The following is a 13,340-nucleotide window of genomic DNA, read 5'->3' as shown; positions in this document are numbered from 1 at the left end:
GACCAGACGCGACTTGGCTGATCTTCGCGGTCACCCGCGCGGCCCGCTGGAAGAAAGCACCCGATCGGCCTGACTATCGGCTCTGACCTGCGCTCACGCGAATCCGCTCGGGCCTACCTGCGCCGGGGCTCACGGGGTGCCTGAAGTGAACGACCGGTCAGCCGACGCTGCGGTCCCGCTGGTGACGTCGCCGCCGGACGTGCGGGCGCGTCGGGCTTTCTTACCCCGCTGTGGTCAACGCTTGTGACATGGGTGCATTGTCAGTGCGGCGGGCGGGATCCGTTGATGTTCCGGCTGGCGTAGCGGACAAGGCGCTGCTGGGCTTCGGGGTATGGGGTGGCGGAGGTCGGCTGGATTCCGTCGCGGACAGCGGTCGCGACGCCGACCGCCGCGTCCAGGGCCGCGCGGTAGGGAAGTGATCCGGTGCTCACGCGGCGGATGCCCGTTTCGGCCAGCCGGTCGAGTGTGACGCCGGGGACTACGAGCACGTTGACCGGAAGCGGGATGGCTTTGGCGAACGCGCGTAGTTCGGCCAGGTCGGTGGCCCCGGGAACGAAGATGCCGTCCGCGCCTGCGTTCGTGTAGGTCTCGGCCCGGCGCAGGACCGCGTCGACGGTGGCGTCTTGGCCCAGCCAGTAGTTGTCGATGCGGGCGTTGACGAACACGGCCGGCGTGGCCCGTTTGACGGCGGCGATCTTGGCCGCGTGGGCGGCCGGATCGATCAGGTGCTCGTCGGTGCTGTCTTCGATGTTGATGCCCGAGGCGCCGAGGTCGGCGACGTAGGCGGCGACCTCGCCCGGGTCGTCGGCGTAGCCGTCTTCGACGTCGGCGGAGACGAACGCGGGCAGGGCGGCGAGTGCGTGCACCAGTGCGGTGGTGGCGTCCCGGCTGCTGCGGGCGCCGTCGGGGTGCCCGGCCGCGGCGCCGACGCCGAAGCTGGTGGTGCCGACGGCGGGGAAGCCGGCGTCGGCGAAGGAGACGGCGGACGCGACGTCCCAGGCGTTGGGCAGCAGCAGCGGGGTGTCCCCGTGGTGCAGGTCGTGGAAGTTCATCGGGTGCTCCGAGGGTCGGCTGGTCGTGGTCTGCTCAGGGACTGCGTGGCAACCCGGCCATGGCGCTGGCCCAGCTCAAGGATCTCGGTCTGGTCGCCGGGGGTGAGCTGCCGGCCTTCATCGCCGAGCGGCTCGCCACCCGCGAGCTCCCGGTCAACACCTCGGGCGGACAGCTCTCGGCGGGCCAGCCGGGTTCTGCGGGAGGCATGCACGGACTGGTGGAGGTCGTCCGGCAGGTGCGCGGCCAGGCGGGGGAGCGGCAGGTCGATGCCCGGCTCGGCCTGTTCAGCGGATACGGGATGGTGCTCTACCGCTACGGCGCGTGTGCCACCGCCGGGCTCCTGGAGGCAGCCGGATGAGTGTGACCGTGCAGAACTGCCGGACGTGCGGGGGCCGATGGTTCCCCGCCCGGCTGATGTGCCCCCGCTGCGGGGGCGCCGATCTGGCGCCCGTGAGCGTCGAGCGCGGGGTGGTCGAGCAGCTGACCCACCTCGGCGACGTCGTCATCGCGTCGGTCGCCTGTGACCCCGAACCGCTGCTCGTGGCCAGATTGCACGGCCCGGTCGAGCCCGGGGACGTCGTGGAACTCACCGACGACCCCGGTGCGTCCGGCCGTCCCGTCGCCTTCGTACCGCCGATCAGCCTGCCCCGAGAGGAGTTGTCATGAGCGCCGAGCTCGACCTTTCCCGTGCGAGCGTCTCCGGACTGCTGCGATGGCGCGCGGAGACCACCCCGCACAGCGTGCTGCTGCGCTGCGGGGACACGCAAAGGACCGCCGCCGAGATGCTGGACCGGGTCGTCGTCGCGGCCGGCCTGCTGAGCGAACACGGGGTGGAGCGGGGAGACCGGGTGGCGCTGATGGCGTCCAACCGGGTCGAGCTGCTGGACCTCATCCTGGGCTGCGCGTGGATCGGTGCCGTCGCGGTGCCGATCAACACCGCCGCGCGGGGCGAGCAGCTCCACCACATCCTGAGCAACTCTCAAGCGGAACTGCTGGTGCTGGAAAACCCCTTCCTCGCCCAGGTGGAGGCGCTGCCGAGCACCGCCGAGCTGCGCCAGATCTGGCTGCTGGACAAGGGAGAGGTCGCGTCGGTGCTGCCGGTTCCCGTCGACCTGATCCCGGACGGCGGCCGCGCCGTGGAGCCGGCGGCGGTCGGCCCGGGCGATCCCGCGGTGATCCTCTACACCTCGGGCACCACCGGGGTCTCCAAGGGAGTCGTCTGCCCGCACGCCCAGTTCTCCTGGTGGGGCCGCAACGTCACGGCCCAGCTGGGTATCACCTCGGCCGACGTCCTGCACACCTGCCTGCCGCTGTTCCACACGAACGCGCTCAACGCCTTCAGCCAGGCGCTGGTCAGCGGAGCCCAGTACGTCATCGGCCCGCGGTTCTCCGCCTCCGCCTTCTGGTCGGACGTGGCGGCCAGCGGGGCGACCTTCACCTACCTGCTGGGCGCCATGATCAGCATCCTGGCCGGCCGCCCGCCCGGAGCGCACGACCGGGCGCACCGGGTGACCGCGGCACTGGCGCCGGCCACCCCCGCCGGGCTGCTCCGGGAGTTCGAGGAGCGGTTCGGTGTCGTCCTCATCGACGGCTACGGCTCGACCGAAACCAACGCGGTGATCTCCGCGAGCCGGACCGAACAGCGGCCGGGATTCATCGGACGCCTTCAAGAGGGGTTCTCCGCCCGGATCGTCGACGAGAACGGACTCGACGTTCCTCCTGGCACACCGGGCGAACTGCTGCTGCGCAGCGAGCAGCCCTTCGCCTTCGCCTCCGGCTACTACCGCATGCCCGACGCCACCGTCGCCGCGTGGCAGGACCTGTGGTTCCACACCGGCGACCGGATGGTGCTCGAAGCGGACGGGTGGATCAGGTTCGTCGACCGCATCAAGGACGTGATCCGCCGTCGCGGCGAGAACATCTCCTCCGTCGAGGTCGAAAGCGTTCTCGCGCAGCACCCTGGTGTCCGTGACGTCGCGGTGTACGCGGTGGACTCCGAACTCGGTGAGGACGAGGTGATGGCCGCCGTGGTCCCGGTCGAGGGGCAAGAGATCGACTTCGTCGAGTTGGTGTCCTTCTGCGAACCCCGGCTGGCCTACTACGCGATTCCCCGCTTCGTGGCGCTGTGCCCGGAACTGCCGCTGACCGAGAACGGCAAGGTGCGCAAGACCTTGCTGAGGGAGTGGGGAGCCGAGCGCGCCGACTGGGACCGCGAGGCGGCCGGCGTAGTCCTGCGGCGAAACCGGTCCGCCTGACCGTCGGTGGCAATCACCGAACCTGAACCGCTTTGGCACATTCCCTTCCCCGGCCACCGGGACGTCCCGATGGCCACCGTCCTCATCCAGAGGTGACGAGATGAGCCCCACCGCACCGCACCAACCGGCAGCCGGACCGCAGTCGATCCGCAAGATCGCCATCGCCAGCCTGACCGGAACCGCACTCGAGTGGTACGACTTCTTCCTCTACGGCACCGCATCCGCCCTGGTGCTCGGCACCCTCTTCTTCCCTCACGCCAGCCCGCTCGCCGGCACCTTGGCCTCCTTCGGCACCTTCGCCGTCGGCTTCGCGGCCCGCCCTCTAGGCGGGATCATCTTCGGTCACTTCGGAGACCGGCTGGGCCGCAAGCCCATGCTCGTGATCACGTTGATGGTCATGGGTTTCACCACTTTCCTCATCGGCCTCCTGCCCACCTACGCGCAGATCGGTGTGTGGGCGCCGGTCCTGCTCATCGTGCTGCGCGTGCTGCAGGGCATCGCGGTCGGTGGCGAGTGGGGCGGAAGCGTCCTCATGATCACCGAGCACGCCCCCGCGGGACGACGCGGCTTCTACTCGGCCTGGAGCCAGGTCGGCATCAACCTCGGCTTCGTCACCTCCGCCGCGGTCTTCGCCGCGGTCCAGAGCCTGTCCGACGAGGCGTTCCTGTCCTGGGGATGGCGGGTGCCCTTCCTCCTCGGCGCCGTTCCCGCGCTGGCCGGCCTCGTCATCCGCCTGAAGATCGAGGAAACACCGGAGTTCCGGAGCGTCCAGCACAAGGGCGGCAAGCAACGGCTGCCGATCCTGCACGCCCTGCGCACCCATCCCCGTGCCATCCTGATCACGATGGGCGCCCGCCTGGCGGAGAACGGCTCTTCGTACATCTTCCTGGTCTTCTCCCTCGCCTACGGCAAGCACATCGGGGTCGGCAACGGCCTGCTGCTGACCGGGATCATCGTCGCGAACGTCGTGGAAGCCGCCTCGATGGTGGGATTCGGTGCCCTGTCCGACCGCATCGGCCGTCGCCCGGTCTACATGGCCGGAGCGGCCACCCTCGTCGTGGTGGCGTTCCCCTTCTTCTGGCTGCTGGACACCGGAACCCCCGCGCTCGTCTGGCTCGCCTTCATCATCGCCATCGGCATCGGCCACGGAGCCATGATCGGCACCCAGCCGAGCTTCTTCACCGAGCTGTTCGGCAAGACGTCGCGCTACAGCGCCATCGCCCTCGGCCACGAGTTCGCCTCGGTGTTCGCGGGCGGCCTCTCGCCGCTCATCGCGACCGCGCTGTTGGCGGCCACCGGCGCCTCCTGGCCCATTTCGCTGTACCTCGTTTTCCTGGGCTGTGTCACGCTTATCTCGGTTTACTTCGCCCGCGAGACGGTGCAGCGCGACGCCGTGTCCACGCCGGACCTGGAGCTGCCGCCCGCCGGAGTACGCGAATTTACCGACTGAGGAGGCGAACGCTATGTCACCGATTTCGCTGCTAGCGCAACAGATTCCCAGTACGCTGCCGCAGACGTTACCGTGGCCGCATGCGTTCACCGATCACGGGCATTGCCGCCGGCGTGCCGTTCACCGCTCTGCCGCCGGCCGACGGCGGCCCCGCGCCGCTGATCGTCACTTGGCACATGCTCGACGCGCCGCGGTCGGACGCTGCGTTCGCTGCCGCGGTGCCGATGAACGGCTTGCCCGCGTGGCGGGTGCACCTGGGAATGCCGATGTGCGGGGCGCGCATGGTCGACGGCACCATGGACGCGGGCTTGGAGCTTCTCCGCAAGGACGTCCTGATGGCCGCTCTGTACCCCATTCTCGTGCAGGCGACCGAGGAGTTCCCCGCCGCGCTGGAGTCGATCCGTGCGCAACTGCCGGTCGGTGACGGTCCGGTCGGCGTGCTCGGTGGCTCGCTGGGTGGGGCCGTCGCGCTGCGGATCCTTGCCGACAACGACATCCCGGTCTTCGCGGGCGCCGTCGTGAACGCCGCCATCCGGATGCGGTCCGTCGTCGGCCTGTTCCCGGGCGAGTATCCCTATGACGCCGAGTCCGAGAAGGTCGCCGACAGCGTGGACTTTGTCGCCCAGGCTGCGACCCTCGCCGGTCGCGCGCCGCTGCTGGTCGTCAGCGGCGAGCTGGATCACCCGTCGCTGCGCGCCGATGCGCTGGACCTCGTCAACGCGGTAGGGGATGGAACCGAACTGCTGTCGATCCCCGGGCTGGCTCACGCGCTCGCCGACGAGCCCGGCATCGAGCCCGCACCCCAGCTGCCGTCGGCTCGCGAGGTGGACGCCGGCTTGACCACGTGGTTCAGGCGCCACCTCGCGGACGCGGGCTAGGCGACGTCGGCGACTTGCTTGGTTGCGACATCGTTCCTGACTCGTAGCACCACACTTAGGCGTATGAGCCCCGGCGTCAGAATCGGGAGTTCAGGACGTGGTCGACGGCAGCGTGCAGCGTCTCGGTTTCGGTGGCCAGGAGCGATTCTTCGGAGGGCAGGGCTCTCGCGATCGACAGTCCGTTGAGGACGGTCACGAGAAACCTGGCGCGCCGGCCGTTGTCCCCGTCGGCGAGGGCGCCTTCGTCCCGCAGGACGGTCAGCCAGTACTCGACCCGGCGGTGCGCTTCCCGCTCGATCGCGAGATAGGCCGCCCGGCTCTCGTCGGTCGGCTCGGGCTCGATGTAGGTCTTGAAGATCTCGCTCCAGCCCGCTCGCGCTTGCGCGCCCACGCCGGCGAGAGCGAGCACCTGCCGGAGGCAATCGATCAGCCGGTCCCGTGCGGGCGCCGAACGGTCGTGGATCCGGTCGTCCGGGGCGACGACGTCGTAGATGCCGGCGAGCACGGCGTCCTGCAGCGCGCGCTGCGTCGGGAAGTGATACCGGAGCGAGCCGGTGCTCACGCCGGCCCGCGCGGCGACCGCCCGCACGCTGAGCCGCGCACCCAGATCCTCTCCGAACATCGCCATCGCCGCCTGAAGGACCTTGTCCCGGCTGCTGGGCTCCCTCTCCCGCGTCACTGTCGCCACCTCCGTTGACACACTGTACTAACACACCGTACTAACACACTGTGCTACTGTCGCGCCGGACCCCACTAGCACAGTGTGTTAGAAGCTTCGCTCCGCATTGGAAGTGAACCCATGGACCGCCTCCGCAGGCCGTTTCAGATCATCCGCGGCGACCTCCGCGCGTACCTCCTCGTCAACGTCTTCGTCTACGGCGTGCTGCTCCTCGGCATGGCTCTGGGCATGCTCTTCCCGGACCTGCACGCCGCGCGGTCCGCATCGTTCGCGGAAGGCGGCCAGGGAGCGCTCGTCAACGCGGTGGTCGGCAACGGATGGGTGTTCGGCACGGTCATCTTCCTCGTCAACGTGTTCCCTACCGCGTTGCTGCTCATCACCCTCCCGTCGTTGGCGGTGCCCTTCGCAGGACTCGCGGTCTTCGCGATCAAGACCATCGGCCTGGGCGTCACACTCGCCCCCGTGGACGCGATCTCGCGCCTGACCCTCATCCCGCACTCCGCCACGCTGCTCATCGAGTTCCAGGCTTACGCGCTCGTGATGTTCGGCGCGTACCTGCTGGGCAGGTCCTGGCTCCGGCCCGAGACAGTCGACGCCACCACGCGCCGGCAGGGATACGCGCGCGGTTTGCGCCGGCTTGCCTGGCTTTGGCTTCCGGCGCTCGCGCTCTTCGTCATCGGTGCGGTGTACGAGGCGATCGAGATCTACTTCCTCGTGCCGCTGGTGCTCGGAAGCTGATCGTCGGGTGGCCAGGCTTCGCGGCGGTGGAGATCGACCGCGGGGGCGAAGGTGAACCCGGAGCCGTGGCGGTCGACGCGGCCGGCGGAAGGGGCGGCGAAGTGCGCGGGGATCATCGCGGTTCCGGTGCCGGCCAGCCAGTCCAGCGTCCGTCTGCGGGTGCGTGCCGAGAGCTCGGGGTCGACGCAGTACCGGGTGCTGGTGTCCGGGTCCATCAGCTGGAGCGGGTGGTGCAGGATGTCGCCGGTGAGCAGCAGCCGGGCGCGCGAGCCGGAGACCAGGACGGCCGTGTTGCCCGGGGTGTGGCCCGGTGCCGGGCACAGCCGCACGTGGGGGCCGAGCTCGGCGTCCGGGGGCGTCAGATCCAGCAGTCCCGCCTCGGCGACCGGTTCGATGCTGTCGGCCAGGTAGTCGCCGGTCCGGGTCATCGCCGCGGCGCCCGCCGGGGATCGCCAATAGTCGTACTCCGGCGTGGTCAGAACGTGCCGGGCGTTCGGGAAGGCGGGTCGCCAGTGCCCGTCCGACCACCGCGTCGCCCAGCCGACGTGGTCCACGTGCAGGTGGCTGAAGACCACTGTGGACACGTCGCCGGCGGACAGTCCGGTCGCCGAGAACCGTTGCCACCATCCACTGTCCAGGCGGTCGAACTCCGGCCTGGCCCGGTGCTTCCCATCGCCGACGCAGGCGTCGACGAGGATCCGCTCGTGCGGCGTGACGACCAGGAACGCCTGCATGGTGAAGACCAGCCACCCTGACTCGGACCACGGCGGCTCGGCTGCCCAGCCGGAGGGCACGCCGGGGTGTCCGGGGAAGAACTCCGCCGGATCGATGAGCAGCCGCGGGGTCTCCACGATCGGAACCACCGCGACGTCACCGAGATCGAACCAGCCGCTCATCGCCGCGCCACGACCTCGGCTTCGACGGCCGCGCGGGGCAGGCGCCACAGCACCGCCGCGCTCACGGCCGCCACCACCACCGGAATGGCGGTCAGCAACACGATGTCGTCGCCGGGGAGCGAGAGCGCGAGCAGCACACCCGCCGTGGCCGGGCCCACGATCGAGCCGACCCGGCCCAGGGCCGCGGCCCAGCCCACTCCGGCCGTCCTGGTGGCCGGCGGGTACATCGCCACCGCGAGGGTCAGCTGACCGATCTGACCGGCCGTGACGCCCGCACCGGAACCGGCGAGGGCGAGCAGCAGCGCGGTGTGGTCCGTCCCGACCGTGGCCGCGACGACCATCGACACCGCGCCGATCGCCGGCAGCACCATCAAGGCGAACGTGATTCCCTTGCGGGCGGCCAGCAGGAGGAGCACGACGCCACCGATGACTCCGCCGAAGCTCAGGAAGGCGAGGCCGATCGGGGCCTGCGACGGGGAGAAGCCGTACCCGGTCAGCAAAGTGGGCACCCAGGACTGGAGGGTGTAGCTGGCGATGAAGACCAGGAACGCGAAGGTCCACAGCAGCAGGGTGGCGGCGCGCAGTCCGGGAGCGAACAGCGCGCCGACGCGCGCCGCGGCCGCCGTGCTGCCCGTGGACGTGGGCGCGGCGGGCAGCCACCGGCCCATCACCACGGCCAGCAGCAGCGGCAGTCCGCCGCCGATCCAGAACACCCCGGTGGCCCCGACCGACGCCAGCAGGCCGCCGCCGAAAACACCGGCGACCGTGCCCCCGAAGGCGAGTCCGAGGGTGACCGTGACGGAGACCGTCTGCCGTTGCCCGGCCGGGTGGTGCGCGGTGGCGAGGGAGACGGCGCCGGGCAGGACCACGCCGAGCCCGAGCCCGGTGCTCAGCCGGACCGCGCTCAGGGCGGTCAGTGACTGCAGGGGAAGCACCAGGGCGGTGGCCAGCGAGCCCGCGGCGAACAGCACGGTCCCGGTGATCAGCATCCGCCGCAGGCCCAGCCGCACGGCGAGCCGGCCCGAAGCGAGGTAGCCGAGCACCACGCCGATGTTGGTCAGCACCACCGCCGGGGTGAAGCCGGCCGAGGCGACGCCCCACTGCCGCGCCAGGGAGGGCAGGACGAAGGAGAGCGACGCGGAGTCGAAACCGTCGAGCAGCACCGCGAGGAAGGCGAGGCCCACCACGCCGAACCGTATCCCGCGAAAACCCGTGTTCTCGTGGCTGGTCATCGGGTGCCTCCGAAAACCACCTGGTGCGCGGCTGCGAACAGCTCCGACGTCGGGTCGGCGAAGGCGGTGGCGGTGCCGATGTGGTCGGTCCCGGTCATCGTCACGGTCACCGGTGGCCTGCCCGCGTCGGTCAGGGCGCCGGCGAGCAGCCGTCCCTGCTGGGTCAGCCAGAAGTCGTCGTCCGCCATGCGGTTGGGCTCGGGATCCCCGAAGGAGATCACCACCCGCTCGGGGGCGCGGCTCACCCGCAGTGCGGGGCTGAGCCGTAAGGCCTGCGCCGGGTCTTCGACGATGCCCCGCAGATCGGTGGGCGCACTCATGCACACGGTGCCCGCCACCGGGCCGGGGGAGCTGTCGGTCAGCGTGACCATCGCGGCGAGATGACCGCCCGCGGAGTGCCCGGCCACGGTGATGCGGTCCGGGTCGCCCCCGTACCGGGTGACGTTCGCGCGGGCCCACTCCACCGCCGCGGCCGCGTCCGCGACGGCGTCGGCGATGGTGTGGCGCGGTTCGAGCCGGTAGCCGCAGGACAGGAAGACCGCGCCGGCGTCCACCCAGGGCCCGGCGAGGTGGTCGTAGTAGGCCGGGTGGCCCTCGCGCCAGCGGCCGCCGTGGAAGTACACGATGACCGGGCGGTCGCCGGATCCGTGGTGGTAGACGTTCACCAGCTGGTGGGCGTCGGATCCGTACTTCAGGTCGACCTCATGGGGCACCCGTGAACGCAATTCCTGCCGGGCGCTTGCGGCTTGCCGGTAGAAGCCCGGCCAGTCGGGGTGGTAGTCCTCCGGGTGCTGACAAGTGAAGAACTCACTGGTGTCCGCCGGACGGACGGCAGGGCCTACGGCCATGGGGTCCTCCTCGTCATCGCCGTCGCCGTCGCGGCTCCGGTCGTGCAGCGATCTTCACCAGCCCCGCGGCACCTCGGGTAATGCCTACTTCGCCGGCACCTATGGCCGTCCGGTCATACCGGAGGCTATGCCCGTTCGGCTATGACCCGGCCCCGGATCGGCATTGGACGGGCATGGAAAGCCGACCGTACGGTGCCTTCATGAGTGCCGATCCGCCCACCGAAGTCGTTCAGCTCCGGAACTTCGTCGACGGAAGCTTCGTCGACGGTGCGGACACGTTCGACAAGATCAGCCCGGTCGACGGGGCCCGCGTCGCCGTGGTGCACGAGGCCGGGCGGGAGACGGTGGACGCCGCCGTCCGGGCCGCGTGCCGGGCCTTCGACGGCCGCTGGGGCCTCAGCACCGACCGGGACCGAGCCGCCCTGCTGAGGCGGATCGCCGACGGGATCGAGGCGCGTTTCGAAGAGTTCGTGACCGCCGAGATCCGGGACACCGGCAAGCCGGTGGCGCTGGCCCGCGAACTGGACGTGGCCCGTGCGGCGGCGAACTTCCGGTCCTTCGCCGACACGATCTCCTCCGCCGGTCTCGATTCGTACCTGACCGACACGGGCGGGGGCCGCAGTGCGCTCAACTACGCGGTGCGCCGGCCGCTGGGCGTCGTGGCCGTCATCGTGCCCTGGAACCTTCCGCTGCTGCTGCTGACCTGGAAGGTCGCCCCGGCGCTGGCCTGTGGCAACGCCGTGGTGGTCAAGCCGTCCGAGGAGACTCCGTCGACGGCGACCCTGCTGGCGGAGGTCATCGCGGAGGCGGGCGCGCCGAACGGCGTGTACAACGTCGTCCACGGCTTCGGCCCGGGCTCGGCGGGGGAGTTCCTCACCCAGCACCCGGGGATCGACGGGGTCACCTTCACCGGTGAGTCCTCGACGGGCGCGACGATCATGAAGGAGGTCGCCCCGCGCGTGGTGCCCGTCTCCTTCGAACTGGGCGGCAAGAACGCGGCCGTCGTCTTCGACGACTCCCCGGTGGAGCGGACCCTCGACGGGCTGACCCGGTCGCTGTTCCTGAACACCGGCCAGGTCTGCCTGTGCACCGAGCGGGTCTACGTCCAGCGCGGCCTCTTCGACGAGCTCGCGGCCGGGATCGCCGAGCGGGCCCGGGGACTGAGCCTCGGCCGCCCGCACGACCCCGGCACGACGACCGGCCCGCTGATCTCCCGGGGACACCGGGCCAAGGTGCTCTCCTACCTCGACCTCGCCGTTCAGGAAGGCGCCGAAGTCCTCGCCGGGGGCGGCATCCCCGATCTCGGCGAGGACCTGGCGCGCGGCGCCTGGATCGAACCGACGGTGTGGACCGGCCTGGACAATTCCTGTCGTACCGTGCGCGAGGAAGTCTTCGGTCCGGTCGCCGCGCTGATCCCCTTCGACACCGAAGAGGAGGCGATCGGTTTGGCGAACGACACCGAATACGGGCTGGCCGCTTCGGTGTGGACCAGCGATCTGACCCGGGCCCACCGGGTGGCGCAGGCGATGAACGTCGGCCTTTCCTGGGTCAACACCTGGTACCTGCGCGACCTGCGCGCTCCCTTCGGCGGGACGGGCCGCTCCGGCATCGGGCGCGAGGGCGGGAAGCACTCGCTGCACTTCTACACCGAGACGACGAATGTGTGCGTGGCCCTATGACCGGATCGACTCTCTCCCGGTACGCCGCGGCTCTCGATGAGGCCGTGACCTCCAGGCGGGCCATCGCGCAGCTGAGCCGGACCGCCGCCCTCACCCTGGACGACGCCTACCGCGTGCAGGCACTCGGCTCCGAGCTGCGGGCGGCTCGCGGTGACTGCCTCGTCGGTGCGAAGCTCGGGTTCACCAGCGAGGCCAAGGCACTGCAGATGGGCGTCTCCGACGTCATCTTCGGCCGGCTGCACGCGCGCTGCGAATACGCCGACGGTGGCAGCGTCGCGCTGGCGGACTACATCCACCCGCGCGTCGAGCCGGAGGTGGCCTTCCGTCTCGGTGCGCGGTTCGACGCGCGCGCCTCGGCCGACCCCGAGGCCGAACTGCGCGCCGCCGTCGACGCGGTTGCCCCCGGGCTGGAGATCATCGACAGCCGCTACGCGGACTTCCGGTTCTCCCTCACCGACGTCGTCGCCGACAACACCTCGGCGGCCGGGTTCGTGACCGGAGCCTGGCAGCCGGCCGATCTCACCGCCACCGGCGTCCGGTTCGACGAGCGGCCGGTGACCCTGGAGATCGACGGCGCGGTCGCGGCGACCGGGAACACCAGTGACATCCTCGGCGACCCGGTGCTCGCCCTGCCGGCGATCGCCCGCATGGCCGCCGCCCAGGGAGTCGTCCTGCCCGCCGGTTCCGTGCTGCTGGCCGGGGCGGCGACCGCCGCGGTCGCCCTCCCGGGCGGGGTCACGGTCCGCGCGACCATCCCGGGGCTCGGCACCGTCCACGTCACCACCACCCCCGCGGAGGAGCGATGACCGACAAGTCCCTCGTGGTCGAGGGGAAGGCCACGCCCCGCGGCCGGTTCCCGCACGTCAAGGTCGTCGGTGACCTGGTGTTCGTCTCCGGGACCAGCAGCCGCCGCCCCGACAACACCTTCGCCGGGGCCGGCGCCGACGCGATGGGGGTGACCGACCTCGACATCGAGGCGCAGACCCGGGCCGTGCTCGACAACATCAGCGACGTCCTCGCCGCCGTGGACTGCACGCTCGACGATCTGGTCCAGGTCACCGCCTATCTCGTCAGCATGAACGACTTCGGCGGCTACAACCGCGTATGGGACGAGTACTTCGACGCTTCCGGCCCCACGCGGACCACCGTCGCGGTCCACCAGCTTCCCCACCCGCACCTGCTCATCGAGATCCAGGCCGTCGCCGTGCGCCGGCCCGGCCGCACCGCCAAGGAGAAGTCATGACGTCGTCACTGCCTCCGGTCTTCAACTTCCCGCAGTGGCTCGCCGAACACGAGCACCTGCTGAAGCCACCGGTCAACAACAAGGCGATGTGGGACACCAGCGGTGACTTCATCGTGCAGATCGTCGGCGGTCCCAACCAGCGGCTCGACTTCCACTTCGAGCCGTTCGAGGAGTACTTCTACCAGGTCAAGGGGACTATGCACGTCAACGTGATCACCGAGGACGGTCCGCGGCGCGTGGACATCGGTGAAGGCGACATGTGGCTGCTGCCCGGCAGCACCTGGCACTCACCGCGGGACTGTTCCAAGATCGGTGTTTCCGGCCCGACACGCCGGGCTGAGGTCCGGCGGGATGGGCACTGTGAGTGATGACATCGGAGCTTGTGAGTC

At 70.5% G+C, this 13,340-nt stretch carries 15 protein-coding genes; 10 read left to right on the top strand and 5 right to left on the bottom strand.

Annotation, left to right across the window (positions count from 1 at the left end; genetic code table 11):
* Nucleotides 1-260 precede the first annotated feature (260 nt).
* On the bottom strand, nt 261-1,052 hold the full coding sequence (locus tag ABZ342_RS29235; protein WP_360479473.1) for an isocitrate lyase/phosphoenolpyruvate mutase family protein: 792 nt from the start codon (nt 1,050-1,052) through the stop codon (nt 261-263).
* Nucleotides 1,053-1,111: 59 nt separating this feature from the next.
* Here ABZ342_RS29235 and ABZ342_RS29230 point away from each other — a divergent pair, with 59 nt between their 5' ends.
* From ABZ342_RS29230 to ABZ342_RS29210, 5 genes are all read left to right on the top strand, one after another.
* Nucleotides 1,112-1,411, top strand: coding sequence for a hypothetical protein (locus tag ABZ342_RS29230; RefSeq protein ID WP_360479470.1), 300 nt, complete (start codon nt 1,112-1,114; stop codon nt 1,409-1,411).
* Nucleotides 1,408-1,719: a zinc ribbon domain-containing protein gene (locus tag ABZ342_RS29225; protein ID WP_360479467.1), complete on the top strand. Its 312-nt coding sequence runs from the start codon at nt 1,408-1,410 to the stop codon at nt 1,717-1,719. The genes ABZ342_RS29230 and ABZ342_RS29225 overlap by 4 nt, the downstream gene beginning before the upstream one ends.
* Nucleotides 1,716-3,308, top strand: coding sequence for an ATP-dependent acyl-CoA ligase (locus ABZ342_RS29220; protein WP_360479464.1), 1,593 nt, complete (start codon nt 1,716-1,718; stop codon nt 3,306-3,308). Before ABZ342_RS29225 ends, ABZ342_RS29220 begins: the two co-directional genes overlap by 4 nt.
* Nucleotides 3,309-3,408: 100 nt before the next feature.
* A complete protein-coding gene (locus ABZ342_RS29215; protein WP_360479461.1) occupies nt 3,409-4,758 on the top strand; it encodes an MFS transporter in 1,350 nt (449 codons plus the stop codon).
* An 80-nt stretch (nt 4,759-4,838) separates the two neighbouring features.
* Complete coding sequence (locus tag ABZ342_RS29210) at nt 4,839-5,636, top strand: alpha/beta hydrolase (RefSeq protein WP_360479458.1); 798 nt, start codon at nt 4,839-4,841, stop codon at nt 5,634-5,636.
* A 76-nt stretch (nt 5,637-5,712) separates the two neighbouring features.
* Here the strand turns inward: ABZ342_RS29210 and ABZ342_RS29205 are convergent, their stop codons facing one another.
* Entirely contained in the window at nt 5,713-6,315 is a 603-nt protein-coding gene (locus ABZ342_RS29205; protein ID WP_360479455.1) for a TetR/AcrR family transcriptional regulator, read from the bottom strand.
* A gap of 120 nt (nt 6,316-6,435) precedes the next feature.
* Between ABZ342_RS29205 and ABZ342_RS29200 the strand changes: the two genes are divergently transcribed.
* The gene (locus ABZ342_RS29200) at nt 6,436-7,053 is read left to right on the top strand and encodes a stage II sporulation protein M (protein WP_360479452.1); all 618 of its coding nucleotides are present in this window, start codon (nt 6,436-6,438) and stop codon (nt 7,051-7,053) included.
* Here the strand turns inward: ABZ342_RS29200 and ABZ342_RS29195 are convergent.
* Genes ABZ342_RS29195 through ABZ342_RS29185 form a run of 3 tightly spaced genes read right to left on the bottom strand, consistent with a single transcriptional unit; the run spans nt 7,020 to nt 10,029 of the window.
* Nucleotides 7,020-7,949, bottom strand: a complete 930-nt coding sequence (locus ABZ342_RS29195; RefSeq protein ID WP_360479449.1) for an MBL fold metallo-hydrolase — start codon at nt 7,947-7,949, stop codon at nt 7,020-7,022. The two genes, ABZ342_RS29200 and ABZ342_RS29195, sit on opposite strands and share 34 nt — an antisense overlap.
* Nucleotides 7,946-9,181, bottom strand: coding sequence for an MFS transporter (locus tag ABZ342_RS29190; protein WP_360479446.1), 1,236 nt, complete (start codon nt 9,179-9,181; stop codon nt 7,946-7,948). Before ABZ342_RS29190 ends, ABZ342_RS29195 begins: the two co-directional genes overlap by 4 nt.
* On the bottom strand, nt 9,178-10,029 hold the full coding sequence (locus tag ABZ342_RS29185; protein WP_360479443.1) for an alpha/beta hydrolase: 852 nt from the start codon (nt 10,027-10,029) through the stop codon (nt 9,178-9,180). Before ABZ342_RS29185 ends, ABZ342_RS29190 begins: the two co-directional genes overlap by 4 nt.
* A gap of 200 nt (nt 10,030-10,229) precedes the next feature.
* Here ABZ342_RS29185 and ABZ342_RS29180 point away from each other — a divergent pair, with 200 nt between their 5' ends.
* The 4 genes from ABZ342_RS29180 to ABZ342_RS29165 are packed head-to-tail and all read left to right on the top strand — an operon-like array spanning nt 10,230 to nt 13,319.
* Entirely contained in the window at nt 10,230-11,708 is a 1,479-nt protein-coding gene (locus ABZ342_RS29180; RefSeq protein WP_360479440.1) for a 2-hydroxymuconic semialdehyde dehydrogenase, read from the top strand.
* A 44-nt stretch (nt 11,709-11,752) separates the two neighbouring features.
* Entirely contained in the window at nt 11,753-12,514 is a 762-nt protein-coding gene (locus ABZ342_RS29175; RefSeq protein ID WP_360479437.1) for a fumarylacetoacetate hydrolase family protein, read from the top strand.
* The gene (locus tag ABZ342_RS29170; RefSeq protein WP_360479434.1) at nt 12,511-12,951 is read left to right on the top strand and encodes a RidA family protein; all 441 of its coding nucleotides are present in this window, start codon (nt 12,511-12,513) and stop codon (nt 12,949-12,951) included. The genes ABZ342_RS29175 and ABZ342_RS29170 overlap by 4 nt, the downstream gene beginning before the upstream one ends.
* Nucleotides 12,948-13,319: a hypothetical protein gene (locus ABZ342_RS29165; RefSeq protein WP_360479431.1), complete on the top strand. Its 372-nt coding sequence runs from the start codon at nt 12,948-12,950 to the stop codon at nt 13,317-13,319. Before ABZ342_RS29170 ends, ABZ342_RS29165 begins: the two co-directional genes overlap by 4 nt.
* Nucleotides 13,320-13,340 lie beyond the last annotated feature (21 nt).

Origin of the sequence: Amycolatopsis sp. NPDC005961, assembly GCF_040629235.1 — a bacterium.
Classification (GTDB): domain Bacteria; phylum Actinomycetota; class Actinomycetes; order Mycobacteriales; family Pseudonocardiaceae; genus Amycolatopsis; species Amycolatopsis camponoti.
The sequence above is the reverse complement of the archived record's forward strand: the minus strand, read 5'-3'. Positions and strand labels throughout refer to the sequence as shown.

Excerpts from the sequence above, each read along its gene's own strand:
- ABZ342_RS29235 (WP_360479473.1), bottom strand. The coding sequence starts at position 1,052 with ATGAACTTCCACGACCTGCACCACGGGGACACCCCGCTGCTGCTGCCC.
- ABZ342_RS29230 (WP_360479470.1), top strand. The coding sequence starts at position 1,112 with ATGGCGCTGGCCCAGCTCAAGGATCTCGGTCTGGTCGCCGGGGGTGAG.
- ABZ342_RS29225 (WP_360479467.1), top strand. The coding sequence starts at position 1,408 with ATGAGTGTGACCGTGCAGAACTGCCGGACGTGCGGGGGCCGATGGTTC.
- ABZ342_RS29220 (WP_360479464.1), top strand. The coding sequence starts at position 1,716 with ATGAGCGCCGAGCTCGACCTTTCCCGTGCGAGCGTCTCCGGACTGCTG.
- ABZ342_RS29215 (WP_360479461.1), top strand. The coding sequence starts at position 3,409 with ATGAGCCCCACCGCACCGCACCAACCGGCAGCCGGACCGCAGTCGATC.
- ABZ342_RS29210 (WP_360479458.1), top strand. The coding sequence starts at position 4,839 with ATGCGTTCACCGATCACGGGCATTGCCGCCGGCGTGCCGTTCACCGCT.
- ABZ342_RS29200 (WP_360479452.1), top strand. The coding sequence starts at position 6,436 with ATGGACCGCCTCCGCAGGCCGTTTCAGATCATCCGCGGCGACCTCCGC.
- ABZ342_RS29195 (WP_360479449.1), bottom strand. The coding sequence starts at position 7,949 with ATGAGCGGCTGGTTCGATCTCGGTGACGTCGCGGTGGTTCCGATCGTG.
- ABZ342_RS29190 (WP_360479446.1), bottom strand. The coding sequence starts at position 9,181 with ATGACCAGCCACGAGAACACGGGTTTTCGCGGGATACGGTTCGGCGTG.
- ABZ342_RS29185 (WP_360479443.1), bottom strand. The coding sequence starts at position 10,029 with ATGGCCGTAGGCCCTGCCGTCCGTCCGGCGGACACCAGTGAGTTCTTC.
- ABZ342_RS29180 (WP_360479440.1), top strand. The coding sequence starts at position 10,230 with ATGAGTGCCGATCCGCCCACCGAAGTCGTTCAGCTCCGGAACTTCGTC.
- ABZ342_RS29170 (WP_360479434.1), top strand. The coding sequence starts at position 12,511 with ATGACCGACAAGTCCCTCGTGGTCGAGGGGAAGGCCACGCCCCGCGGC.
- ABZ342_RS29165 (WP_360479431.1), top strand. The coding sequence starts at position 12,948 with ATGACGTCGTCACTGCCTCCGGTCTTCAACTTCCCGCAGTGGCTCGCC.